Source organism: Candidatus Desulfofervidus auxilii, from assembly GCA_030262725.1.
Taxonomy (GTDB): Bacteria; Desulfobacterota; Desulfofervidia; order Desulfofervidales; family Desulfofervidaceae; genus JAJSZS01.
Genome location: JAJSZS010000010.1, coordinates 1 through 24,436 on the forward strand (window position 1 = coordinate 1; position 24,436 = coordinate 24,436).

Annotated in this window: 24 protein-coding genes and 1 tRNA gene; 5 read left to right on the top strand and 20 right to left on the bottom strand. The window is 31.2% G+C overall.

The window, feature by feature from the left end:
* From LWW95_06670 to LWW95_06680, 3 genes are all read left to right on the top strand, one after another.
* A tRNA-Arg gene (locus tag LWW95_06670) sits at positions 1-77 on the top strand.
* Between the two features lie 210 nt (positions 78-287).
* Entirely contained in the window at positions 288-584 is a 297-nt protein-coding gene (locus LWW95_06675) for a nucleotidyltransferase family protein (protein MDL1956711.1), read from the top strand.
* Positions 581-931, top strand: a complete 351-nt coding sequence (locus LWW95_06680; protein ID MDL1956712.1) for a DUF86 domain-containing protein — start codon at positions 581-583, stop codon at positions 929-931. Before LWW95_06675 ends, LWW95_06680 begins: the two co-directional genes overlap by 4 nt.
* Positions 932-1,190: 259 nt before the next feature.
* On the opposite strand, the gene LWW95_06685 is transcribed toward LWW95_06680, so the two are convergent.
* The 6 genes from LWW95_06685 to LWW95_06710 form a co-directional block, all read right to left on the bottom strand.
* Positions 1,191-1,952, bottom strand: a complete 762-nt coding sequence (locus tag LWW95_06685; protein MDL1956713.1) for a 16S rRNA (uracil(1498)-N(3))-methyltransferase — start codon at positions 1,950-1,952, stop codon at positions 1,191-1,193.
* Positions 1,937-2,764: a 50S ribosomal protein L11 methyltransferase gene (locus LWW95_06690; GenBank protein ID MDL1956714.1), complete on the bottom strand. Its 828-nt coding sequence runs from the start codon at positions 2,762-2,764 to the stop codon at positions 1,937-1,939. Before LWW95_06690 ends, LWW95_06685 begins: the two co-directional genes overlap by 16 nt.
* The gene (locus tag LWW95_06695; GenBank protein MDL1956715.1) at positions 2,734-4,485 is read right to left on the bottom strand and encodes a CBS domain-containing protein; all 1,752 of its coding nucleotides are present in this window, start codon (positions 4,483-4,485) and stop codon (positions 2,734-2,736) included. The genes LWW95_06690 and LWW95_06695 overlap by 31 nt, the downstream gene beginning before the upstream one ends.
* 12 nt (positions 4,486-4,497) lie before the next feature.
* Entirely contained in the window at positions 4,498-5,184 is a 687-nt protein-coding gene (locus LWW95_06700; GenBank protein ID MDL1956716.1) for a 3'-5' exonuclease, read from the bottom strand.
* A gap of 11 nt (positions 5,185-5,195) precedes the next feature.
* Positions 5,196-6,638, bottom strand: coding sequence for a DUF294 nucleotidyltransferase-like domain-containing protein (locus tag LWW95_06705; GenBank protein ID MDL1956717.1), 1,443 nt, complete (start codon positions 6,636-6,638; stop codon positions 5,196-5,198).
* Positions 6,639-6,783: 145 nt separating this feature from the next.
* Positions 6,784-8,601: a sodium:solute symporter family protein gene (locus LWW95_06710; GenBank protein MDL1956718.1), complete on the bottom strand. Its 1,818-nt coding sequence runs from the start codon at positions 8,599-8,601 to the stop codon at positions 6,784-6,786.
* A gap of 172 nt (positions 8,602-8,773) precedes the next feature.
* Here LWW95_06710 and LWW95_06715 point away from each other — a divergent pair, with 172 nt between their 5' ends.
* Positions 8,774-9,220 carry a hypothetical protein gene (locus LWW95_06715; protein ID MDL1956719.1) on the top strand — a complete coding sequence of 149 codons (447 nt, stop codon included), beginning with the start codon at positions 8,774-8,776 and terminating at the stop codon, positions 9,218-9,220.
* On the opposite strand, the gene LWW95_06720 is transcribed toward LWW95_06715, so the two are convergent.
* The gene (locus tag LWW95_06720) at positions 9,217-9,768 is read right to left on the bottom strand and encodes an HDIG domain-containing protein (GenBank protein MDL1956720.1); all 552 of its coding nucleotides are present in this window, start codon (positions 9,766-9,768) and stop codon (positions 9,217-9,219) included. The two genes, LWW95_06715 and LWW95_06720, sit on opposite strands and share 4 nt — an antisense overlap.
* Positions 9,769-9,789: 21 nt before the next feature.
* Positions 9,790-10,833, bottom strand: a complete 1,044-nt coding sequence (locus LWW95_06725; GenBank protein ID MDL1956721.1) for a glycosyltransferase family 9 protein — start codon at positions 10,831-10,833, stop codon at positions 9,790-9,792.
* Positions 10,834-10,879: 46 nt separating this feature from the next.
* On the opposite strand from LWW95_06725, the gene LWW95_06730 reads away from it, so the two are divergent.
* Positions 10,880-11,959: a glycosyltransferase family 4 protein gene (locus LWW95_06730; GenBank protein ID MDL1956722.1), complete on the top strand. Its 1,080-nt coding sequence runs from the start codon at positions 10,880-10,882 to the stop codon at positions 11,957-11,959.
* Positions 11,960-12,022: 63 nt separating this feature from the next.
* Here LWW95_06730 and LWW95_06735 read toward each other — a convergent pair whose 3' ends face one another.
* Genes LWW95_06735 through trpD form a run of 12 tightly spaced genes read right to left on the bottom strand, consistent with a single transcriptional unit; the run spans position 12,023 to position 24,436 of the window.
* Positions 12,023-13,126, bottom strand: coding sequence for a glycosyltransferase family 4 protein (locus LWW95_06735; GenBank protein MDL1956723.1), 1,104 nt, complete (start codon positions 13,124-13,126; stop codon positions 12,023-12,025).
* Positions 13,101-13,880 carry a glycosyltransferase family 2 protein gene (locus LWW95_06740; GenBank protein ID MDL1956724.1) on the bottom strand — a complete coding sequence of 260 codons (780 nt, stop codon included), beginning with the start codon at positions 13,878-13,880 and terminating at the stop codon, positions 13,101-13,103. Before LWW95_06740 ends, LWW95_06735 begins: the two co-directional genes overlap by 26 nt.
* A complete protein-coding gene (locus LWW95_06745) occupies positions 13,846-14,673 on the bottom strand; it encodes a glycosyltransferase family 2 protein (protein MDL1956725.1) in 828 nt (275 codons plus the stop codon). The genes LWW95_06740 and LWW95_06745 overlap by 35 nt, the downstream gene beginning before the upstream one ends.
* Positions 14,642-15,178 (bottom strand): NTPase, encoded by a 537-nt coding sequence (locus LWW95_06750; GenBank protein ID MDL1956726.1) that lies wholly within the window; start codon positions 15,176-15,178, stop codon positions 14,642-14,644. Before LWW95_06750 ends, LWW95_06745 begins: the two co-directional genes overlap by 32 nt.
* Positions 15,175-17,799, bottom strand: a complete 2,625-nt coding sequence (locus tag LWW95_06755) for a CBS domain-containing protein (GenBank protein ID MDL1956727.1) — start codon at positions 17,797-17,799, stop codon at positions 15,175-15,177. Before LWW95_06755 ends, LWW95_06750 begins: the two co-directional genes overlap by 4 nt.
* Complete coding sequence (gene xerD / locus LWW95_06760; protein MDL1956728.1) at positions 17,789-18,682, bottom strand: site-specific tyrosine recombinase XerD; 894 nt, start codon at positions 18,680-18,682, stop codon at positions 17,789-17,791. Before xerD ends, LWW95_06755 begins: the two co-directional genes overlap by 11 nt.
* Positions 18,683-18,713: 31 nt before the next feature.
* The gene (locus tag LWW95_06765) at positions 18,714-19,514 is read right to left on the bottom strand and encodes a patatin-like phospholipase family protein (GenBank protein ID MDL1956729.1); all 801 of its coding nucleotides are present in this window, start codon (positions 19,512-19,514) and stop codon (positions 18,714-18,716) included.
* The gene (gene lepB / locus LWW95_06770; protein MDL1956730.1) at positions 19,495-20,115 is read right to left on the bottom strand and encodes a signal peptidase I; all 621 of its coding nucleotides are present in this window, start codon (positions 20,113-20,115) and stop codon (positions 19,495-19,497) included. Before lepB ends, LWW95_06765 begins: the two co-directional genes overlap by 20 nt.
* A 2-nt stretch (positions 20,116-20,117) precedes the next feature.
* Positions 20,118-21,920, bottom strand: coding sequence for a translation elongation factor 4 (gene lepA / locus LWW95_06775; GenBank protein ID MDL1956731.1), 1,803 nt, complete (start codon positions 21,918-21,920; stop codon positions 20,118-20,120).
* Positions 21,901-22,860, bottom strand: coding sequence for an ROK family protein (locus LWW95_06780; GenBank protein ID MDL1956732.1), 960 nt, complete (start codon positions 22,858-22,860; stop codon positions 21,901-21,903). Before LWW95_06780 ends, lepA begins: the two co-directional genes overlap by 20 nt.
* Positions 22,857-23,426 carry a hypothetical protein gene (locus LWW95_06785; protein ID MDL1956733.1) on the bottom strand — a complete coding sequence of 190 codons (570 nt, stop codon included), beginning with the start codon at positions 23,424-23,426 and terminating at the stop codon, positions 22,857-22,859. Before LWW95_06785 ends, LWW95_06780 begins: the two co-directional genes overlap by 4 nt.
* On the bottom strand, positions 23,423-24,436 hold the full coding sequence (gene trpD, locus LWW95_06790) for an anthranilate phosphoribosyltransferase (protein ID MDL1956734.1): 1,014 nt from the start codon (positions 24,434-24,436) through the stop codon (positions 23,423-23,425). The genes LWW95_06785 and trpD overlap by 4 nt, the downstream gene beginning before the upstream one ends.

A 24,436-nucleotide genomic window follows, 5' to 3' on the forward strand; every position in this document is an offset into this window, starting at 1 on the left:
GCGCCTGTAGCTCAGCAGGACAGAGCAGCGGACTTCTAATCCGCGGGTCGGGGGTTCGAATCCCTCCAGGCGCGCCATTTTTAATATCTTTGCAGTAATAATTAATTGTCCATTGTTCCTTTGAGCCTAGTCTAAGCATTCTTATAAGGAAAATACCAGAAATCCAAAAGCCACTAGCTATTATTAGTTGTTTGGGAAGTATCCCAGTTGAAAATTTATCCTTAGCATGGTAGGAATAGCAATAGCAAACACAAAAATACACCAAACAAAATATCTAAAACAATAAAATGGAAAAAACAGAGAATCAGATTGAACAAATAAAGGACACAATCATTGAAGTACTTAAAAAACATGGTGTAAAAAGAGCGGCCCTTTTTGGCTCTGTTGTGAGAGGAGAAGCAACAAAGGAAAGCGATGTAGACCTTCTGGTTGAATTTGAGGAGGGAAAGAGCCTTCTTGACCTTGCAGGTCTAAAAATAGAGATTGAGAAATTGCTTAAAAGAAAGGTGGATGTTCTTACCTATAATTCTCTTCACCCACTTCTTAAGCAGAGAATACTCAGTGAGCAAGAGATAATCCTGTGAAGAAGGATCCAAAGATTTTCATAGAACATATACTTGAATGTATTAAATTAATCGAGGAATACACTAAAGGCAAGACAAAAGAGGATTTCTTTAAGTCTCTCCAACTTCAGGACTCTGTTATCAGGCGGATAGAGATAATTGGAGAGGCTGTTAAGAATATCCCTGAAGAACTTAAACAAAGATACCCTGAGATTCCCTGGAAGGAGATTGCAGGTATGCGTGATATTCTCATTCATGAATACTTTGGGATAGACTTAGCGTTAACTTGGGAGGTAGTGAGAAGGGATATCCCTGATTTGAAAACAAAAATTCTAAAGATAAGGGGAGAGCTAATGGAAGGAAAATGATCACTCCCTTTTAGGATAGCCTATCCCGTATTTTTCAAATACTCCAATGCTGGCTCGGAGATTTTTCTTATAAATTCCTCAGGTTCTGTGACCTGATAGACCCCTCTTTTTACCCTCTGGATATAACCCTTCTTTGCCAAGTCATGGATGACCTTTGGGGCCTGGGAGGTGGGAAATACCGAGCGAAATCTGTCTAAGGAAAACTCCTCCCTTTCAAAGACCCTCCATATCTAGGCATATAATTCTGTATATTTGTTTTCTAATCCGCGGGTCGGGGGTTCGAATCCCTCCAGGCGTGCCAGAAAATATTTTGAATAATGCTTAAAGCGGCTATAGTTGCTGTTTCTGCGCGTAAGATATAAGGATTTAAACTTATAGGAACAAAATTATTCTCTTTTGCTTGATTTATTTCCTCTTTAGAAAAACCACCTTCAGGTCCAATACAAATTAGGACTTCTTTTTTTTGAAGATTCTTAAATACAGAAAGAATAGGATTTGCTTTTTCTTCTCTTGGCCCTACTGCTATGAGTTTTATTCCTTGTTTTTGGGCAAGTATTTCTTCAAAAGAAATTATTTTTATTTTAGGGAGATAGTTATTTCCAGACTGTTTTAAGGCTTCTATCGCTAATTTTTGCCATCTTTTAATCTTTTTTTCTTTTTCCTTTAAAAAAGGAACGCTGTATTTTGTTGTACAAACATAAATTGCCCATACACCTAGTTCGGTTGCCTTTTGAATGACTAAATCCATTGCTTTTGTTTTTAAAAGACTAATACCTAAATAAATTTTAACAGATGGAGGTGGTATAAAATACTGTTCTTTAATAGCAATAGAAGCTTTCCTTTTATCTAACTGAATTATCTCTGCGCGATAAACATTGCCTTCCCCATCAATAATTTCTATTTCATCACCTAGTTTGAGTCGCAAGACATCTTCTAAATGATGTCGCTCTTCTCCTTCAATAACAGATTTTTTCTTAATCTTTTGGGGTGGTAAATAAAAGCGTCTTAAAATATGAGACATACCCATTCTCCCTGTATCATTACCTCCCGATAAGGCAGACAAATAGCTTTTTTTACTTGTTCTATCTCATTTTTTAAAATGCCTGATAAAATTAAGCTTTTTTGATAAAGTTTTTTTAATTCTTGTGCCAAAGAAATAATAATCTTTGTCTCTAAATTTGCCACTACCCAATCAAATGATTGATTTATTTTTTTAATATTTCCATGAATTAATTTAATATTTTTTATTTTATTTAACTTAAAATTCTCTTTAGCTGCCGCAATAGCTAATGGGTCTATATCTAGAGCTAAGATTTCTTTTATACCAAGCTTTTCGCCTAAAATAGCCAAAATACCAGTTCCAGTACCTACATCAAGTAAAGTTTTAGGATGTTCTTTTGCATAAAGTTTATACATTGCTTTTAAACATAATTGGGTAGTTTCATGCATGCCAGTGCCAAAGGCCATGCCTGGTTTAATCCAAATAGCAATTTCATCCATCTTAGGCGTATATGTCCATGAAGCTGGAAGTACAATAAGATTAGGATTAATGCGGCAAGATTTAAAGTGAGTTTTCCATTTTTTTTCTTCAATTAATTCCCATTCACAATCAATTATTATGTCTGCAAAAAGTGCCTGCAAAAGTATTGCATGTGTTTCAATAGACTTTTTTTCTTCTTCCCATTTTTCTAAAGGATGATAACTAAAAAACTCCAAAAATTTATCTTCTTCATTTATGATTTCAATTCCTCTTTGTGTAATTTTATAAAGAAATTCTATAAATATTGAAGCAATTTCTTTACTTACATGCCATTTTCCTCTATACCACCACATTCTGAAAAAATAAATTTTTTAAATCTTTTCAAAGACCAAAAGCAATCTTGCAATAAAATTTTTTCCTGATTTGATAGATAATGGGGGTCAAGCCAATCAGATTTAAATTTGATTCTAAATATATTTAAAAAATTATAAATTTCTTTCAACTCAATTATTGTTTCTTTCTTCAAAATTCCTTTTTTTCTTAAATCATCTAAGCGTTCAAATGTATTAGTTTTTTCAATCTGATGTAAAAAGGATAAAAGACGCACACCGTCTATAATTATTTCCAAGGTTTCTACCAAGTTTAATTTTTCTTTAAGATATTCAGATTCAAATAATATGCGATCGCGAATAAATCCTATAGGTAAATCAATTTTAAAAAATTGTTCCCATAACAAATTTAAAATTTCTTTTTTAGCATAAAGAAAGTTTTTTATTTCCTTTAAAAAGTATTCTTCTCCTGCAATCTTTCTTGCATCCAAAAAATGATAAAGTTGCTTTATTGTTTTTTGATTATTTAATAATTTTTTTATATTATCTTTACAATCTTGAAATGAGCTATAAAAAATTTTATCTTCATAAAGTGAAAAACCACATTTTTTTAGACTTTCAGATAATCTTTCTACAAATTTTTGATTATTATAAATCAAACCAAGTTTTAAAGGAAAAGGCCAATTTTGTTCTCTTCGTCCCAATTCTCCCAATCCTATTAAGCAATAAGAATGTTTTTTTAAAAAAGAAAGAATTCTACATAAAGTATGATCTATAAATTCTGAAGTTAATTCCATAATCAACATTGGACAAGCGCCTTCATTGAATAATACATTAATTACTTGATCCATGCTCTTAACTAAGCTAGCCAATCCTTCAATTGTATTCTGCCTTTGAATTTCAGCAATAAAGGTAATAAGATTTACGCCTTGAAGGAGAATTAAATCATGTAAGGAAATGACCCCAATAAAATGTTTTTTATCCAATACACACAAATGACGGCAGTTGTGTTTTGCCATTTTTAAAAGTGCTTCAAAATAAGAAGCATTTTTTTCAATGCCAATTATAGGAGTAGTCATAATTTGAGCTACAGGTGCTTTCAGATTCAGATTTTTAGCTATAACTTTTTCTGTTAAATCTGTTTTTGTCACAATCCCTATTGGGTTTCCTTTTTCATTAACTACAATAATAGAGCCTACTTTATTTTTTGCCATGCTTTGAGCAGCAGTAATAATAGGGGTATTTTCAGTGCAAGTTACTGGAGGTATTTTTATAAGCTCATTTAATCTTATGGTAAGATGAGGTAATGAAGGTTTTTGTTTTTTTAATTGATAAGGTAAAGGTTTAAGCCGATCTTTAAAGTGTTCTTCAAAAGCTGGGTATTCTTTACAGAGTTTTAAAAAAATCTCTTTAGGAATTAGATAACAAACAACATCATCTATTGCTTTTACATTGTATGCTTTTTCTCCTTTTATAAGACCAATACCACCAAAATAATCTCCTTCACTTCTATATTCTATTTCTTCTCCCAAAATTTTAACAATACCAGAATAAATTAAATAGAAAAAGGGAATTTCTGTATTTTTTTCTAAAATGTTCATTCCTTTTGGATAATATTCAATTAGAATTGTTTTAGCCACTTCTTTTATAATTTCTTCAGGTAAAAGATTAAAAGGGACTATAGATATTAAAAATTCTTCAATTCTTTGAAGAGGAAGACGCAAGCTTGCTATTCGATGAGGCAAATTAACCTCCTTTTAAACTTTAGCTATTCTTATTAAATCTTTTAATTTCATATTTTCCATTTCACCTAATAATTTTTGAAAGATTATAGCAGTTCCTAATACATCTCCAATAACATTATGCCTATCAAAAACAGGGGTACCTAATTCCTTTGCCATAGTATCTAGAGAAATTGCTTCTCTTTCTGGCTCAATGTTATAAGAATGTCTTTTCAAAAAACGAAATAATCGCAAAATATCAAGGGCTAAATTTGGTAAATGAATGCCAAAAAAAGCTTTCATCTCTCGATTGATAAACATTAAATCAAAACCTGTATGGCAACCTACTAAAATATCCTGACGGCAAAATTCTAAAAATTTTAATAAAACTTCATCTACTTTTGGTCGGTCTTCCACCATACTGGGTGTAATGCCATGAATAAAAATAGAATCAGCAGGAATTTCATTTTTAGGTTGAATCAATTCATAGAATATATCAGAAAGAACAACTCTTCCCTCTTTGATCCCTATTGCTCCTATAGCTACAAGTTCTGCTTCTTTTTTTAAACCAGTGGTTTCAGTGTCAAAGACCACATATCTTACGGCTTTAATAGGCATATCAAGGTTAGGAGGTGGCATTTTTAAAATTTTCTCAACATTAGGAGGTAATGGTTTTGTTTTTTTCTTTGAAAATTTTTCTTTTAAACTAGTCCAAAAAGACATTTTTGACTCCTTCAAACTATATGTCCAAGATAAAATTTTTCCCGTAAAACAGCTTGAAAACGATTAACAATTTTTAAAGCATCTTTTAGAAAACGATGTTCTAAAGGACTTAATTGGCGTAAATCAATAATATTATTTGGTGTTTTACCATTTTCCCAACATCTAAGCTGATGTTGTAATCGAATTCGTGTCATAAAATCATATGCTTCAATTAAATCTTTTGCATCTTTTTCATTTATAATCCCGCGATTTTTAAGTTTATTTAATCTTTGCCAAGTATTTTTATCTTCTATACCTTCCATTAACGCATAAAGACGTACTCCATTGACAATACCAGCAAGTCCATAAAGTTTAATATTAAGATAATGTCTACCTCCACTAGCCCTTTTAGCAGCAAACCATTCTAAAAAATTGCTAGGAGCATTAATAAGGGCAGTTTGAGCTAAACTTCTAAATATTCCTCGCCAACTTTTAATGCTTTTAAGTAAAATTTGATATAGCTTTTTTGCTAAAGAAAAATCACCCCATAATGGCCTTAAATCAGCTAAAACTGTTAACCATATAATCGCATTTTCTTTTTCAACAGTTACCCATTTTTTTAATGTTTTTTCCCATTGTAAAAGAGATTGGCACCAATTAGGTTGATTAGCCATTATTTTTCCATCACAGACAGGATAACCACATTTGAGCAGGTAATTAACTGCTTTTTTACCAAAATAATTGCTGTAATCAGTGACATCAAAAGGGGTATCAGCATACACTATTCCATTGTCTTGATCAGTTATCAAAGTTTGTTCTTGGCGTCCTTCACTACCAAATACTAGCCAACAAAGGGACTGAGAGAAATCTAATTTTATTTCTTTTTTAAGAGATTGGCGGGTTAATTCTAAAATTTTTTTAACGATATGATCATGAATTTCAGTAATTAACAATCCCAAATGATACATATTAATTCCAGACCTAAGTAAAGAATTGGCTACTTGAGGTGTTTGTTTAAATAAATAGCTTAAACCTTCTAATGAATCTTGTTTTTCGATCTCACGAATAAAACCTATAGGATGAGGAGTGCTTAGCATCATTAAATCATGACTAGAGATCACGCCTTGAATTTTTCCTGTTTTATCTACAATAGGTAGATGATGAATATTGTGTTTCATCATAATGTGTAATGCATCAAAAGCAATTGCATCAGATGAGATAGTTAAAGGAGATTTAGTCATAATAACTTCAACTGGTATATCAGTACTCAGATTATAGCCAAGAACTTTATTTCTTAAATCTTTATCTGTAACAATACCTAGAGGAATACCTCCATTATCTACAATGACAACAGAACCTATTTTTTCTTTAACCATTAATGAAACCACTTCATGCACTTTTGTATTAATTTTACAAACAACAGGTGGACGGAAAATAAAAAAACTTATAGGTGTACTTAGATTTATACTGTGCATTTAAAGATTTTTTAAGGGACCTTGCCTAAAAAGGCAAGGCCCCTTAAATTAACCAAATACTCCAGCTCCTAACATAAAGATGAAGAGGATAGTGAAAACAAGAATACAAATTAAAGTGAGATCTTCTGCTGCCATATCTTTCCTCCTAACTGCTCTTAGTTGGGGCAACCCTAGCTACGCCCACGGGTGCCTTTATTTCCTCTACAACAATATTCTTTTCTACTTCGGCTCGTTGGATCTGTTCTTCAGTAATAGAAGAAAGACCTGCCTTAAAGCAAAGTGCCCACATCATCACAATTCCTATTAACCACCAGACAATCTGCCATGCCCAAAGTGGAGGAAATCCTGCAAAGGAAAAGGCTTTGTTTCCTAATATGGCAAAAGGCCCAATAGCAAAGAGATACCACAAAGGTACCCATACTTTCATAACCTTTCTCCATTTTTTCTGAGACTCTGTAGGACTATCAATACTGTCTAACCATTGACGAATTTCTTTCTGACGTTCCTGAATTTCTGGTGAGTCCTTTATTCCCAAACCACGACAAAGATATGCGACTACTAAGGCTGCAAAGATTCCCCAACCAGCGCAATGAATAGTAAGTGGATATTTCCATACATTATAAGTTAAGAATATTGCGATCATTCCTGCTAACACTCCAAGGGCTGCACCTATGCCTGGAAACCTAAATCCCCAAATAGTACCTAAAAGAGGTAAATACATAATAAATCCAAAAGCAGTAGCTAATCCTCCTAACATAACGAGAGCTGCTTTGGAAGTTAATCCTACACCTAAAGCAACTGCTGTGATAAGTACTGCTAATAGTCTTGAAGTCCAAATCTGTTCTGCATGTCCTGCATTGGGTCTGATGAATCTAAAATAAACGTCTCTACATATAATAGTAGCACCTGTTCCTACATAAGGAGCAGCAGTAGAATGCATAGCAGCAATTGCACCGATAAACACTAGACCTAACCAAAAGCCAGGAATATAAGTACTCATAAGTTGGGGAACCAAATCTTTATCTGTGCTTATATTTAAGACATTTAATACATCAGTAAGCAATCTTCCTCCCATTCCTTGAATGGCAGTGAAGAAAAACAAAGCAAATCCAACAACAAAAGTGGAAGCAAATGCCTGCTGCCATGGAAATGGTCTAGGATCCTTATTACCAAATTGCCACATAGTAAAAGCAGGTGAAGCTTGAATACCCATTAAAGCAAACATATAAGTAAGGATCATCACACCTGTCCAAATGGTTTTTCCCCAAGTAAATTCTATCATTGATGGAATTTCTAAGTATTTTTTAGGAAGTACAGAAAGTTTTTCAACAAAATCTGTCCAACCGCCAAATTGTTTTAATACAAATGCTCCAATGATGATAATGCCTGCTACTAATAATATACATTGTAACATTCCTACCCAAGTACTCGCTCGCAAGCCACCTGCAGCTACATAGAATAATACTACTGCAGCTAAAAATATTGCACCAAGCTCAAATGGAAATCCTGTAACCCAGTGAAAAAGGGCACCAGCAGCCATAAATTGAACAGCAGAATAAAAGCAAGAATAAAGAAAAGCAGTAATAACTACTAACCATCTCATAGCTTCATTTCCATAATAATAGGCATACATATCACCTGGAGTAATAAATCCATACCTTTTTCCTAAAAGCCACACCCTCTTTGCAAAGAAGGTTCCTGAAATAGGAATAGTTAGAACATAAAAAGAGGCAAATGCATAAGGTAAACCATCTCTCCAGATAAGACCAGGATGACCAATAAATGTCCAACCACTAAAGGAAGCAGCAGTAGCCGCTAACAGAAAGGCTATCATCGGAATCTGTCTACCTGCAATAGTATACTGAGCTGTTGTTTTTGCTTTAATAGCTCCTTCTATACCCCAATAAATACAATAGATAATGTAAACAATAAGCATTATCCAGACCCATGTTACACCACTCATCGCACCCTCCTTTAGAAGTTTTATTTTTGTTTACTTAATCAAAATACTCCTGTCCAGATCCGTGCAGATGAAAGGACTTTTTTAAAGATAGATGGCTGCCTTAGACATATGAAAGGTATTTTAAATATTTTTCATTGACAATGTTAAATGCCTTATGTTAATGTGGTTTTAGATGCATAAAAAAGTATTGTTTAATCGGATTGCTTGGATAGAAAAAAATTTAGAAGGAATACGTTCACTTCCTTTGGAAAGTTATGATGTATTTATGAAAGACAAACGTAATATTCGAGTAGCAGAGTTTTATTTAAGAAAAGGTCTTGAAGCTGTGCTTGATCTTGGTAGATATATTTTAATAAATGGTTTTGGAATACAAGTTTCTAAATATGAGGAAATAGCTGAAAAATTAGATGAAAATGGAGTTTTATCAAAAAAAGATGTTATATTGCTTAAAATTATAGCTCATAAATGTTATCAACTTGTTTATTATCGCTCTGAAATTACAGAAAAAGACATATATGAAATGTGTAAAGAAGAATTAGAAAAACTTTCGCGTTTAAAAGATGCTTATTCATATTGGATAAAAGCTAATTTTGAAAAAATAGCAGCAACATTACATTAAAGTCCTAATTTATCTGCAATTTTTTGCATAGCTTTAAGAGCAATATCTACAAATTCTTCAAGTGAAAGCCCTAATTCAACACAAGTTTTAATTTGTTCTCTATTAGCACCTGCTGCAAATCCTTTTTCTTTAAATCTTCTTAACACAAAATCCTTATCTATTTTTGATAGCTTTTTTTCAGGTATTATTAAAGCACAGGCTACAATAAGACCAGTAAGAGGATCTACTGCATAAAGTGCTTTATCTAATTTTGTTTTTCTTGGAAGGTTATGTATTGGATTGTGCACTTTTACAGCATAAACCACATCTTCAGGTAAACCCATTTCTTTTAATATTTCTGCTCCTACTAAACTGTGTTTTTCAAATTGATCTTTTGTTTCTTCATAATCAATATCATGCAAAAGACCAGCTAATCCCCATTTCTCCTTATCTTCATCAAATCTTTCTGCCAATGCCCTCATTACTGCTTCAGTGGCAAGCATATGTTTTATAAGATTTTTATTTTTTACCCGCTTTTTTAATTCAGAAAAGAATTTCTCTCTATCCATATGTCTTTATTTAGGACAAAATTATTTTATTGTCAAATTTAAAATAGCTGATATAACTGCTTTTGGAGAAATTGTTTTTAAACATGCTTTATATTCTTGATTAAGGCAAAATTCTTGATAACAACCTCGGCATTTAAGATCTGCTGGTGCTTCAAAAATAATCTTTCTTTCTGTCCATGGGCCTGCTAAGTGTGAGAAAGTAGGGCCAAAAATACCAATAACAAATGTACCAACAGCTGCTGCAATATGAAGTGGCCCTGTATCATTTCCCAAATATAAATCGCAAATTTTACAAATTCCAGCAAATTCTATTAAATTAAGTTCTGTTGTTGCTATTAATGGTTTAAAATTTATTTGAGAAATAATATCTTTTATTAAATGAGTCTCATTTGGAGCTGCTATTAAAATTATATCATATCTATCTTTTACTGCACTGATTACTTTAGCAAAATTTTTTGTTTCCCATTGTCTTAAAGGATTACGTGCTCCTGGATGAATGAGAAGTTTTCTTTTAGTGTTATGAAGTTGAGGAAACCTTTGATATAAATTATTTAAAATATGATCTGGAATCTGAATCTTAATAGAGGTGTCATGGATTTTTACCCCCAATTCTTTTAATAAATCTAAATGATATTCTACCATGTGTTTTTTATTTATTTTTGCATTTACTTTATGAGTATAAAGAAAACGCCTAGGTTTATGTTCATTATCATAGCTAATTCTAATTTTTGCTCCTGAAAGGAATGAAATAAAGGCAGGTCTATCTGCATCTGTTAAATCAATCACTGTATCAAATTTTTTTTTCCTAATATTTTTTATAAATTTCAAAAATCTTAAAAAACCAAATCTGCTTTTTACTTTTTTTCTAGGAAATGTTAAAACTTCATTTACCAATGGATTTAGATAAAAAAAATCCTCTGTGCCTTCATTTACTAAAACAGAAAGTTTTAAATGTGGATAATTCCATTTTAAATTATTTATTACTGGTAACATCCAAATTGAATCGCCAATATAGCGAAGTTTCATTAATAAAAGTTTTTTAGTATTTTTAAGTAGATCTTGCATATTTAATTTTTTATTCTCTAAAATAGAGTTTGTAAAGGAGAGAAAAATGAAGATACTTCATCTTGAAGGTGCATTAGGTTGGGGTGGTCAGCAAATAAGAATTTGTAAAAAAATTAAAGCATTAAAAGAAAAAGGATATTGGATTGCATTAGGAACCTTTCCTGAAACAAAAATTTTTTATAAAGCTAAAGAATTTGATATTCCTGTTTATCATCTGCCTTTAAAAAAGAAAGATTTAAAGGGAATCCCTGCTCTTTTAAACTTAATAAAAAAAGAAAATATTAATATTATTCATACTCATACGAGTTGGGATACATGGGTAGCTAGTATAGTGAAATTAATTTATCCCAAATTTGTCTTAATTAGAACAAGGCATATCTCTACACCTGTTGGTAGAAATCCTTTAAGTTGGTTACTTTATAATGTTTTTTCAGATTGCATTATTACTACAGGAGAATTTATCCGTAGGCAATTAATTGAATATAATAAATTTAATCCTAAAAAAATTATTTCTATCCCTACAGGTGTAGATCTATCTATATTTGATCCAAAAAGAGTAAAAGGTTCATTAAATAAAAATGGTTTTTTAATAGGCATGATTTCTGTTTTTTTAGAAGAGAAAGGACATAAATATTTTATTTTAGCTGCTAAAAAAATCTTAAAAGAGATACCTTTTGCTAAATTTTATATTATAGGTGATGGAAGCAAAGAAGCAAAAGAAATGATTGAAAAACAAATATATTCTTTAAACTTAAAAGAAAAAGTATATATGCTTGGGTTTAGAGAAGATATTCCACAAATTTTAGCCTCATTAGATATATTAGTACATCCTTCTTATGGTAGTGAAGGAGTACCACAAGTAATTTTGCAAGCATTAGCAATGAAAAAACCAGTTATTGCTACTAATGTAGGTGGGATCCCGGAAGTGATAAAAAATAATGAGACTGGTTTGCTTATACCATCAAAAGATGTAGATGCTATTGTTAAAGCAGTGATTGAATTATATAAAAATAAAAATTTAAGGGATTTTTTAGGTAAAGAAGGAAGAAGATTAGTAGAAGAAAGATATTCATTTGATAAAACAATACAAAAAATTGAAGAAATTTATAAAATTTACTCAAAATAAATATCTAAAATTCTTTGGGTAAAGAACCTGATATGTATTTAGTTACAAAAAGAATTTTAAGTTTCATTTTAAGGCATCATTTTGAATCTTTTCAATCTTATCTACAATAGTTTCTACAGAAAAATTCCTTTTAACAAAATCATAGGCATTTTCTATCATTTCTTTTGTTTTTAAAGGATTATTTAAAATAAAATCTATTGCCTCAGCAATGGCTTTACTATTATGTGGAGGGATTAATATACCTGTTTTTTTATTTAAAACAAATTCTGGTATACCACCTATAGATGTAGCAATTACAGGTTTTTTCATAGCAAATGCTTCTAATATTACTCTCCCAACAGATTCTACATCAGTAGAAGGTAATACCAAAATATCTATTGTTGACATAATTTGAGGAATATCTTTACGAAAACCTGTAAAAATTATATTTTTTAATCCAAATTTATTTACTAAATCTTTAAGTTCATTAATTCGAATTGATGACTTATCTGTTTCCCCACCAACAATTAAGAAATAAATATTTGGTCTATCTTTTAAATAATTTGCTGCTTCTATAAAGTATTTATGTCCTTTTTCTGGTCTTATCTGAGCAATAAGGGCTATTATAGTTGCATTTAATGGAATGTTAAATTCACTTCTAATATAATTTCCATTTATATTTGGATTAAATTTTTCAAAATCTATACTTGCTGGAATAACTTTTATTTTTTTAGGATTTATTTTATTATTTTTAATAAACATCTCTTTAATCATATTGCATCTTACAAGAAGATATTTGCATCCTCTTTTATAAATAAAGGAACGATGCCATTTAGAAGGAACTGGATTAATTATATCTCTCCATCTTAAAATAGGGATATTAGAGTTTAAAGTTGCCCAATAAGATATCCAATGGTCCTTTGGACTATGAGAATGGATAATTTCTATATTATGTTTTTTAATTATTTTTCGCATTTTGATTATAGAGAATAAATCAATAGTATTTTTAAAAGGTAATTGATAAAAATTTAATTTAAATTGTTTAATAATCTCTGCCAAAATTTTATTTTTGGAATTTATAATTAAAATTACAAAATGCCCTCTTTTTGCTAATTCTTTTGCCTCTAAAACCATTTCATATTCTTGACCACCAAAATTTGGGCTAGCCTCTGTTTGAAGAATGTTCATTTTTTTCAATTTCCCAAAGTTTTACATATTTTAAAAAAGTATAATATGCTTGTTCAGTAGAAAGTATAAGTCCATGAATGCCATCTAAAAAACCTTTTTTAAAAAAATACATGCGTAAAAAAGCAAAAAAAGGATGTGTAATTAATTGATGAGCATGAAATTTTTTCCCTCTTTTATGCATCTCCTTTGCCATTAACTCTGAATATCTTTGCGTTTTATAAAACATTTCTTTTATCTGTAAACATGTTTCATGTTCAATATGTCCTTTTAAAGTACCAATCTTTGCCTTATTATAAAATTCAAAGTGATCATGTGCTAAATAATCTGTATATTCTCCAAATCCTTTTCTGAAAAGTTGTGTTGAGCGATAATCAGGATACCAACCACAATGCTTTATCCATTTTCCTAAAAAATAACTTTTTCTAGGAATCCTAAAACCATCATAAGGAGGGTCTTTTTTTAAAATTTCTAATATTTCTTCTTTTAACCTATCTGTTACTCTTTCATCTGTATCTAAACTTAAGATCCAATCACCACTAGATTTTTCAATTGCAATATTGCGCATTCTTCCATAGCCCATAAATGGATAATCAAACACTTTTAAATTAGGATACTTAGAACAAATCTCTTTTGTATTGTCTGTACTAAAAGAATCTATAACAATAATCTCATCAGCCCATTTTACACTCTCTAAGCATTTTTCTAACTTATGAGCCTCATTAAAAGTAATCACATTTACTGATAGTTTCTTCATCATTTTCTCCTTTTACAATACCATTTTTACAAAAATATCCATTGGATGTTAAAGTCTTAGCTAAAAGGGCATCATTTTTACTTAATCCATCTCTTGAATAAGGTGGATGCCATAAATGGAAACAGATGGCCAAAAAAGGGTGTTCTTTACGATAAAGCCCATATTTATAACATCTTATTGCCAATTCTGTATCCTCTCTTCCCCATCCTTCAAAGTCTTCATTAAATCCATTTACTGCTAATAAGTCTTTTTTAAAAAAAGCCATATTACATCCTTTTATTCCTTTAATTTTCCTGTGTTTAAATGCAGGAAATTTTTTAAAACGAAATATATGGTGTGTATTAGAAATCTTTCTTTTTAAACCTGCCCATATTAAAAAAGAAAAGGAATTTGCTTCAAAAAAAGAAAATTTTGGTTCTAAATCCTTACTTACCAATACCCTTTTACCTTGAACAAAACAATTTTTTTCTGCCAAAAATAGATGATCAGAAATAAAGTATTTGTTTGGGATGCAATCACCATCTAAAAAAATAATATATTCTGAAGTAGCTAATTTAATAGCTTTATTTCTTATCTTTGCTGCTCTAAATCCTTTATCTTCCTGCCATACATGCAATACTTTAAATGGCGATTTTTTTATAAAATTTTTAATTACTTCTTCTGTTTCTTTACCAGAACCATCATCAGCAATAATGACTTCATCTGGCAAATGGGTTTGAAAAATTAATCCTTCTAATACCCTTTTTAAGGCTAATGGACGATTATATGTGGTTACAATGATTGAAACTTTCATATTTATAATAATTTCTTATTATTCTTGGTAAGTCATCTCGATTATTTATGTTTACTTCTATTAATTTTATTTGTTTAAGCTTTTTAATGTCTTCTATAAAAGAATCACCTTTTATAGCAATTGTGCCTAAAAATAAATATTTTTCATGTAATAAATCCCATATAAATTTTTTAAATCTTTCTGAAAGACACTCCATCTTTCCTATTTCATCAATGATAACAATTTCTTCTAAAGTAGGTTTTAAACTCATTAATACCTTTTCAAGTGCCTTTATATCTACTTTATATTTGCTCACCTTAAATGGTGTTTTAAAATTAATATGGCTAAAAATAATCTCTTTCCCATCTAAAGTAACTAATTTAAATCCTACTCTTTTACCTTTTTCTTTTATTTCTTCAGTATAAAATCCACATAATTTATAACCATCTTTTTTAAACAGATTTATAACTTTTTTAATAATAGTTGTCTTTCCAATACGTGGTGGCCCTGTTAATAAAATCTTCATGTTAAAAATCTTTTTACTAATGCCTTTTCTTCCTCTATTGTCTTTATTTCACCATCCAAACGGGCTTTAAGCAAGTTTTCAAGAATAATTTTAAAAATTGGGCCAGGCTTAAGTCCCATTGCCTTTAAGTCATTGCCAGTTAAAAGGGGTTTAATTTGTCGCCATTGTGTAAAATATTGAGAAATTAATTTCTTTTTATTATGAGGCAATTTGGCCATTAAATAAAGCAAAAATTCAGAAGGTATTTCTTTTAAACTGAAATAAACTTCACTTGGTTTTATTTCTTTCTTTTTTTGCCAAAGATAATAAAGCTCTAAAATCCTTTCTCTATATGAAATAAATGTTTTTCTTTTGCTTTTTAAAAAATCAATTCTATTTAAAAATGATTCTACTTCTTTCTTTTTAAAATTATCAATCAAACCTAAAAGATAAACCTCTTCTTTAGCATAATCCTCTTCAAGGTAAAGTAAATCATACCAAGATATAACAATTTTAATTTCTCTAAATAATTTTTCTAGGCTTTTTGTCCATCTTAATTTAGGATGAATCAATGGTAAGACATTAAGCTGTGCCAATTTTGCCATAATAGCACCTGGATCTGCTTCAAGAAAAATACATTTAAGCTCATGCCATATACGACTACCAGCAACATGTTCTAATGGATTTAATTTTAAAGACTCCTGCATTAAATCAAGCGTTTGTTTGCCGATTTTAAAGCCAAATCTCTTTTCAAATCTGATTGCTCTTAAAATACGTGTTGGATCTTCAACAAAGCTTAAATTATGAAGTACTCTAATTATTCCATCTTTTAAATCACGTTGTCCTCCAAAAAAGTCTAATAATAATCCAAATTCCTTTGGATTGAGTTTTATAGCCAAAGTGTTAATAGTAAAATCACGACGATATAAATCCAATTTTAATGAACTTGTTTCTACTTTAGGCAATGCACCAGGAGACTCATAAAATTCTGTTCTTGCAGTAGCAATATCTAAGCGAAAACCATCTGGTAAGATAACTACTGCTGTGCCAAATTTTTCATAAGTATGAATATGTGCATTAGTTTCTTTACGCAATGCTTTAGCTAATTTGATCCCATTTCCTTCAACAACAATATCAATATCAAAATTTTCATGGCGAAGTAAAAGATCCCTTACAAATCCACCTACAACATAAACATTTTGTCCAAGTTTTTCTCCAGTTTCACCAATTTTTTTTAATAAATCTATAATTTTTTTTGGTAATTGTTCATTTAATAAAGAAGTCACATATTTTTGATGAGGCTTTTTATCAAAATCAATACCTCCTAAAAACGCAGAAGGATTGGTTAAAAGATAATGCAAAAGATCTTTTCTAGTAATAACACCTATTAATTTGCCCTTTTCTATAACAGGCACAATTCTCTGTTTGTGCTGAAGTAAAGCTTCTTTTATTTCAACAATTGAGGCTTCTGGTGAAAGGGTTGGAAATTCGGTTGTCATAAATCTTCTGACCGGTTCATTTCCCAACTCATGATAAATTGCTTTGTCTATTACTGGTCGTGTGATGATGCCAACTATTTTTTCATTTTCTACTACAGGTAAAGCGTTTATATCGTATCTAACTAAAATTTTTTCTGCTTCCTTAATCTTTGTATCAGGATTGACCCATTTTACTGGATGAGACATAAGATCTTTTGCTACTTTTGGCTGTTTTATCTTTTCAGATAATATAGATAAGAGCTTATTTTCTACTTGTATAAGCGTTAATCCTTTTACTACAGCTGAGGCAGCTGCTGGATGTCCACCTCCTTCAAAAGGTTCTAAAATCTCAGCTACATTTACTTCAGGCAATTTGCTTCTACCAACAATAAATATACGACGTTCTAATCTCACTAAAGCAAATAACACTGGCATATTTTCCATTTCCATCAATTGATGGACAAGAAATGCAAGATTACTTATATAGGTTTCACTAGAAAGTTTTGTAATAATAATGGGAATACCGTGAATAAAATGTGTTTTTGCCTCATGTATAAGTTCATGTAAAATGCTGATGTCAGAGGTGCTAAGACGATGAGTGAGAATTTCACTCATCATATTTAAATTTGCACCACATTCTAATAAATAAGCAGCTGCTTCCAAATCTTCTTTTGTTGTAGAGCGGAAAGTAAAAGAACCTGTATCTTCATAAATTCCTAAAGCCATTAATGTAGCTTCTTCAGGAGTAATTTTGATTTTTTTCTCTTTTAAAATCTCAATCAAAATTGTAACTGTTGCTCCTACTGGCTTAATTATGCTGAAATCTAAAGGTATTTCTGGGTCAGGTGGTAAATGGTGATCATATACATGTACTTTTACTCCCTCTTTTTTTACTACTTCTGCTAATGCCCCAATGCGACTTAATTGACTTGTATCCACTAATACTATTTGTGTAATATCATTAAGGTTTATTTCTTTTAATTTTGTGAGTTGAAAGTATTCAATTGCTATATTTAACAAAAATTCTTTTACATTTGATTCTTGAGTAGTAGGGGCAATAGGGATGGCATCAGGATAGAGTTTTTTAGCTGCTAACATAGAAGCAATACCATCAAAATCGGCATTTTCATGAGTGGCAATAACAGTGATGCCTTTATTTTGCACGTGGGTGGAAACGGACATAAGTTTCCTTTAAATGAGTTTTAGTAATATGAGTATAAATTTCAGTAGTAGTTATAGAGGCATGTCCTAACATAGTTTGAACAGATCTTAAATCTGCCCCTCTTTCTAAAAGATGTGTGGCAAAGGAATGTCTTAATGTATGAGGGCTAATGGATTTTTCAATACCTGCCTGTATAGCATAACGCTTTATAATTTCCCAAAATGCTTGCCTTGTAATAGGTTTTCCTTGATAGCCAATAAATAAATATGGATTTGAAGGAGAATTTGATAAGATATAACGTGCTTTTTCTAAATAAATATTCAATGCATTTATAGCTTTACTACCAATGGGAACCAATCTTTCTTTTGCTCCTTTGCCCATTATAATAATATAGCCTGCTTCAAGATTTATTTGATTTAGTTTTAATCTTACAAGTTCTGAAATACGTAATCCAGTGGCATAAAGCAATTCAAGCATAGCTTTATCTCTCAAACCGCGTATAGTAGTTGTATCAGGCTGTTCTAAAAGTCTTTCAACTTCTTCTAAACTCAATACTTGAGGCAATTTTTTTGGAAATTTTGGTGTTTCTGCTAAAGCAGCTGGATTTGATGATAAGCGCTTTGTAAATACAAGAAAACGAAAAAATGTTTTTATGCCAGACAATATCCTTGCACGACTACGTGGAGAGAGGTTTTTTTTACTTAACCAATATATAAATTCATTAATTTCTTTTGGTTGAACATGAAGTAAACTCTTAATACCCTTTTCTTGAAGAAAAGAGAGAAATTTACTTAAATCTGTTGCATAAGCAGCAATTGTATGTTGGGAAAAGCCCCGCTCTAATAACAAAAAACGATAAAATTCATCAATTAATTCATATTCCATATTAAATTTTTATCATAAAAGGGTGAGCCTGTCACTTTTTAAAAACAGCCTTAGCTGCTTCATATCCAATTTCAATTGCTTCTTTTCCTCGATGGAAATCAAATACACCAATGGAAGCTACATCTGGTTCAATTAAATAATCTGGCTTTTGTTTTTTTATTTCTATTTCTATAAGCACATTTTCTAAAATTAAAAGACTTTGCATGATAATGTTAATTAAACTCCACTCTTGTGTTGAATGTTCTATTTTTAATGAACGTGGTATAACATTAACTGCAATAACCTTATTTGCTCCCATTTCTTTTACTAGACCAATGGGAAGAGGTGTTGTCACTCCTCCATCTACTAATAGATGATTATTCCATTCTATTGGAGAAAATATACCAGGAATGGCAATGCTTGCCCTAATTGCTTTAATTACTGAACCTTTGTTTAACTTTACCACCTTTCCAGTTTCAATATCAGTAGCTACAGCCAAAAAGGGGATTTTAAGTTTAGAAAAATCAATATCTCCAATAATACTGATTAAATAGTTTTCTATATTTTTTCCAGATATTAAACCAGTTGAAGAAGGGATTGAGATAAAAAGACGCAACATTTTTTTAAAACCAATTTCTAAAGCCAATTTTTCTATTTCTTTAGCACTTAAACCTGAAGCATAAAGGGCACCAATCAATGCACCCATACTTGTGCCAGCAATAAAGTCTATTTTGATATTCATTTCTTCTAAAGCTTTTAATACCCCAATATGGGCTAATCCTCTAGCTGCTCCTCCACTTAATGCTAAACCTATTTTTGGCTTTTTCCAAAATTTAATGAATAATTTTACCAATTCTTGACCATCTAATGTTGTAAAATGGTCTTTCCCAAGACCAATAAATAATAAATGCTTTTCCTAAGATATCATCTCTGTCTACAAAACCCCAAAAACGGCTATCATGGCTAGAATCGCGATTGTCTCCCAAAACAAAGTATTTGTGAGGTGGTACTATAACTGGGCCAAAATTGTCTCTAGGAAAGACATCACCTGGATAAATGCGTTCATCAGTAAAATAGGCATGGGGATCAGGATAGGGTTTGTCATTAATAAATACCTTTTTATTTCTAATTTCAATCTTATCACCAGGCAATCCAATAACCCTTTTGATAAAATCCTTACTCCGATCAACAGGATAGATAAAAACAATTACATCCTCACGTTGAGGATCTTTAAACTCCACTATGGTTTTGTTTATAAAAGGAATCTTAATACCATAAATAAATTTGCATACAAGGATATGATCCCCTACAAGTAAAGTAGGAATCATAGAGCCAGAAGGTATTTTAAAGGCCTGAACAATGAAAGAGCGGATAAAAAGGGCAAGTACTATAGCAATAAGAATAGATTCTGCCCATTCACGAAGTTTTGCTTTTTGTTTTTTTACTCTTTCCAATTTTATCCCCTTTCTCTTGAAAATACTGTTAAAAATGCCTCTTGTGGAATAGTAACTAATCCAAGTTGTTTTAAACGCTTCTTCCCCTCTTTTTGCTTTTCTAAAAGTTTCCTTTTACGAGTAACATCCCCACCATAACATTTTGCTGTTACATCTTTACGTAATGGAGGTATACGTTCACGTGCAATTATTCTTCCTCCAATAGCTGCTTGAATAATGACTTCAAATAATTGGCGAGGAATTAAATCTCTTAAACGTTCTACAAGCTTTTTCCCCTGATAATATGCCTTTTCTTTATGAACAATAAGAGAAAGGGCATCTACAGGCTGACCATTAATAAGGATATCTAATTTAATAAGAGGCGATTCTTTATAACCTATAATTTCATAATCAAAAGAAGCATAACCTCGACTTAATGATTTTAACCTATCATAAAAATCTGTTAATATTTCAGCAAAAGGCAATTCATAAATAAGAATAACGTGTTTTTCTGATATAAATTTCATTTCTATTTGTCTGCCTCGCCTTTCTTCACAAAGACGTATAATATTACCTAAAAATTCAAGTGGCACATGAATTTCTGCTTTAACAATAGGCTCAAGTATTCTTTTAATTTTTACTGGAGATGGTAACTTAGCAGGATTATCAACTTCTATTGTTTTGCCATCAGTCAATTCTACTTTATAAACTACGGAAGGAGAAGTGCTAATTACAGAAAGGTTAAACTCTCTTTCCAATCTTTCTTGTACAATCTCCATATGCAACATACCAAGGAAACCACATCTAAAACCATAACCTAAAGCTGCCGAAGTTTCAGGTTCAAAGACAAAGGCAGAATCATTTAAATTTAGCTTTATTAAAGCTTCTTTTAAATCTTCATATTCTTTAGGATCAGAAGGATAAAATCCTGCAAATACAACAGGTTTTACTAATTTAAAACCAGGTAAAGGTTTTTCTGCAGGCTTAGTAGCTGAAGTAATAGTATCACCAATGCGAGCATCTTGTATGGTTTTTATTCCAGCCTTAACATAACCCACTTCACCAGGTCCTAATTGATTGACAGGTTTTTGCCAAGGAGTAAATACACCGATTTCACTAACTTCATAAATCTTTTGAGATGACATTAATTTAATCTTCATGCCTAATCTAATAACACCATTAACTACTCGAATAAGGACAACAACCCCTTGAAATGGATCAAACCAAGAGTCAAAAATAAGTGCTTGTAAAGGCATTTCTATATTTCCAATAGGAGGAGGGATACGTTTTACAACTGCTTCAAGTACTTCCTTTGTACCAATTCCTTTTTTAGCGCTAGTAAGGATGACTTCAGAGGTATTAAGACCTAAAACTTCTTCAATCTCTTTTTTGACTCTTTCAGGGTCTGCATTAGGTAAATCAATCTTATTAATTACTGGTATAATCTCAAGCCCCTCTTCTACTGCAAGATAAGCATTTGTTACTGTCTGTGCTTCTACTCCTTGAACTGCATCTACTAAAAGGATAGCTCCTTCACAGGCAGCAAGACTACGAGAGACTTCATAGGTAAAATCTACATGTCCTGGTGTATCAATAAGATTTAATATATAATCTTTACCATCTTCTGCTTTATATTGAAGACGGACAGTTTGAGCCTTTATGGTAATTCCTCTTTCTCTTTCTAAATCCATTTGATCTAAAAATTGTTCCTTCATCTTTTCAGGAGGTACAGCTTTAGTAAGCTCTAAAATTCTATCTGCCAAAGTAGATTTACCGTGGTCTATGTGAGCGATTATGCAGAAATTTCTAATATTTTTCACTTTCATTTCCCAGCTTCTGTTTCACTAAATAGCATGCGCCATAAATACCAGCCATATCTCCCAATTTTGTTTTTAAAATCTCTACTTCCCCATAATTAATAGATAATAATTCATACATTAATGTTTCTTTTAAAGGGCCTATAAATGCATCCCAAGCATCACTCATTCCACCACCAATAATAACAGTATTAAACCCAAATATATTGCACAAATTGGCGATTCCTATTCCTAAAGCCCAACCAACTAAATAGAATAAATAGTTAGCTAAAATATCACCTCTTTTAGCAGCCGTAAAGACATCTTTAGCTGTAAATTTTTCTTTTTTATTTAAAATTGAAGGCATGCCTGCCTTAATATGTTTTTCAGCCCTTCTGACAAGCCAACCAGCTGAAGCAAATGTTTCAAGACATCCTTTACGTCCACAAAGACACCTTTCTCCATTTGGATCAATCTTCATATGACCAATTTCTGCTGCACTAGAATAACCACTAAAAAGACGATTTTCATAAACAATACCTCCACCTACACCAGTACCTAATGTAAGTAAAAAAAAGTTTTTCTTTCCTCTACCTGCCCCTTGCCAGGCTTCTCCTAAAGCAATAAGATTAGCATCATTTTCAATAAAAATAGGTAAATTTGGCAAATTTTCTTTTAGAGTAGAAACAAGAGAAATATTGCGCCAACCTGGTAAATTGGGAGAAAAACAAACAATACCTTCTTTTGGTCTTAATATTCCAGCAATACCAATACCTATACCTAAAAGATTTATTTCTGAATAAGAATTTTTTATTTTTCTTATAAGATTATAAATTTTTTCAACAACAGTTTTTACACCTTTTTTGGCTTCAGTAGGCTCTTTATAGAAATCAATAATCTCTCCATTTTCTGATATTAAACCACAACGTAAATTTGTGCCTCCTATATCAAAACCAATAAAACCCTTCATAATTTATTTATTATTTCTAAAATTTCCTTTAACCTTTTGATCCTTTTTCCTACCTTTACATAACGATTCCATGGTTGATCATAGACAAAGATCTTCATTTTAGGCATTTCCATAGCAATTTTTGTAATTACATCAGGTCTATCTTCTACAAAAAAGCACTTATGGCTATTTACGCAATAATTTATCTTTTCTTGAGGATTTGTAACAATGAGTTGATCAAAATAAAAGTCATTATTTTTTAACCAATAAAAAGTAAGCTCACGCAAATAAGGAGGACGCGCTGTCACAAAAATAATTTTCCATCCTGCCTTACTTAAAATCTCTGTTACTTTAGCTGCATCAGGCATAGGAGGGATATTAATATAAAAATCTGGTTGGGTAAATTTTGTTAAAAGGAATTCTATTTCAAATTCATTGAGCCAAGAAAGACGAGTAATTTCATATTCAGTAATGTCTTCTATTCTTACCCAAGGTTTATTTAACTCTTTTTGAACTATCTCTATCATAGCTGTGCCTGTATCCGCCACTACACCATCTATATCAAAAAAACCAATTTTCTCTTTCATTTTGCCATTTTTATCAATTTCTCTAATTTTTCATAAGCCTTTTTACTCTTTATAACCTCTTTAGCCAAATCAATACCATCTTCCCAATTTTTAACTAAATTAGTGATTTTAAATACAGCCGCTGCATTAAGCAACACCATATCATATTTTGCTCCTTTTTCTTTATCTAAAAGAATATCTTTTAATAATTGAGCATTATATTCTCTATCCTTACCTTTTATTTCCTCTTCAGAAGCTATATTTAAACCAAAAGATTTTGGGTTAATTTCATATTCAAATATTTCTCCTTCCTTTAATTCAGCAATATATGTTTTTCCTGTAATTGTAATTTCATCATATCCACCTTCACCATGAACAATCATAGCCCCCTTTAAACCTAAATTTTTTGAAACATGAGCTAATGGAGAAAGCCATTTTTTATCATATACTCCTATTACTTGATGGGTAGTTTTTGCTGGGTTGGTAAGAGGACCTAAAATATTAAAAATTGTGCGTAATCCCAATTCTCTTCTAGGAGAAAGGGCATATTTCATGGCTGGATGAAACTTTGGGGCAAAAAGGAATCCTATACCTATTTCATCAATGCACCTTGCTACTTTTTTTATATCTAATTCTAAATTTATACCCAAAGCCTCAATGACATCAGCACTCCCACAATGGCTTGAGACAGAACGGTTCCCATGTTTAGCTACCTTTAATCCAGCTCCCGCTACAACAAAGGCAGTAACTGTTGAGACATTAAAAGTATTCTTTCCATCACCTCCAGTGCCACATGTATCTACTAAAGGTTTATCTCTTTTAACTTCTATTTTATATGCCTTATCCCTTATAACCTTTGCTGCAGATGTAATCTCAGTTATTGTCTCACCTTTCATACGTAATGCTACTAAAAATGCACCAATTTGGGCTGGTGTAGCCTTTCCTTCCATTATGGCTGACATAAAATAAGTCATCTCATCCTTATCTAAATCCTTACCTTCAACTAATTTCCCCAAAATACCCTTTAACAT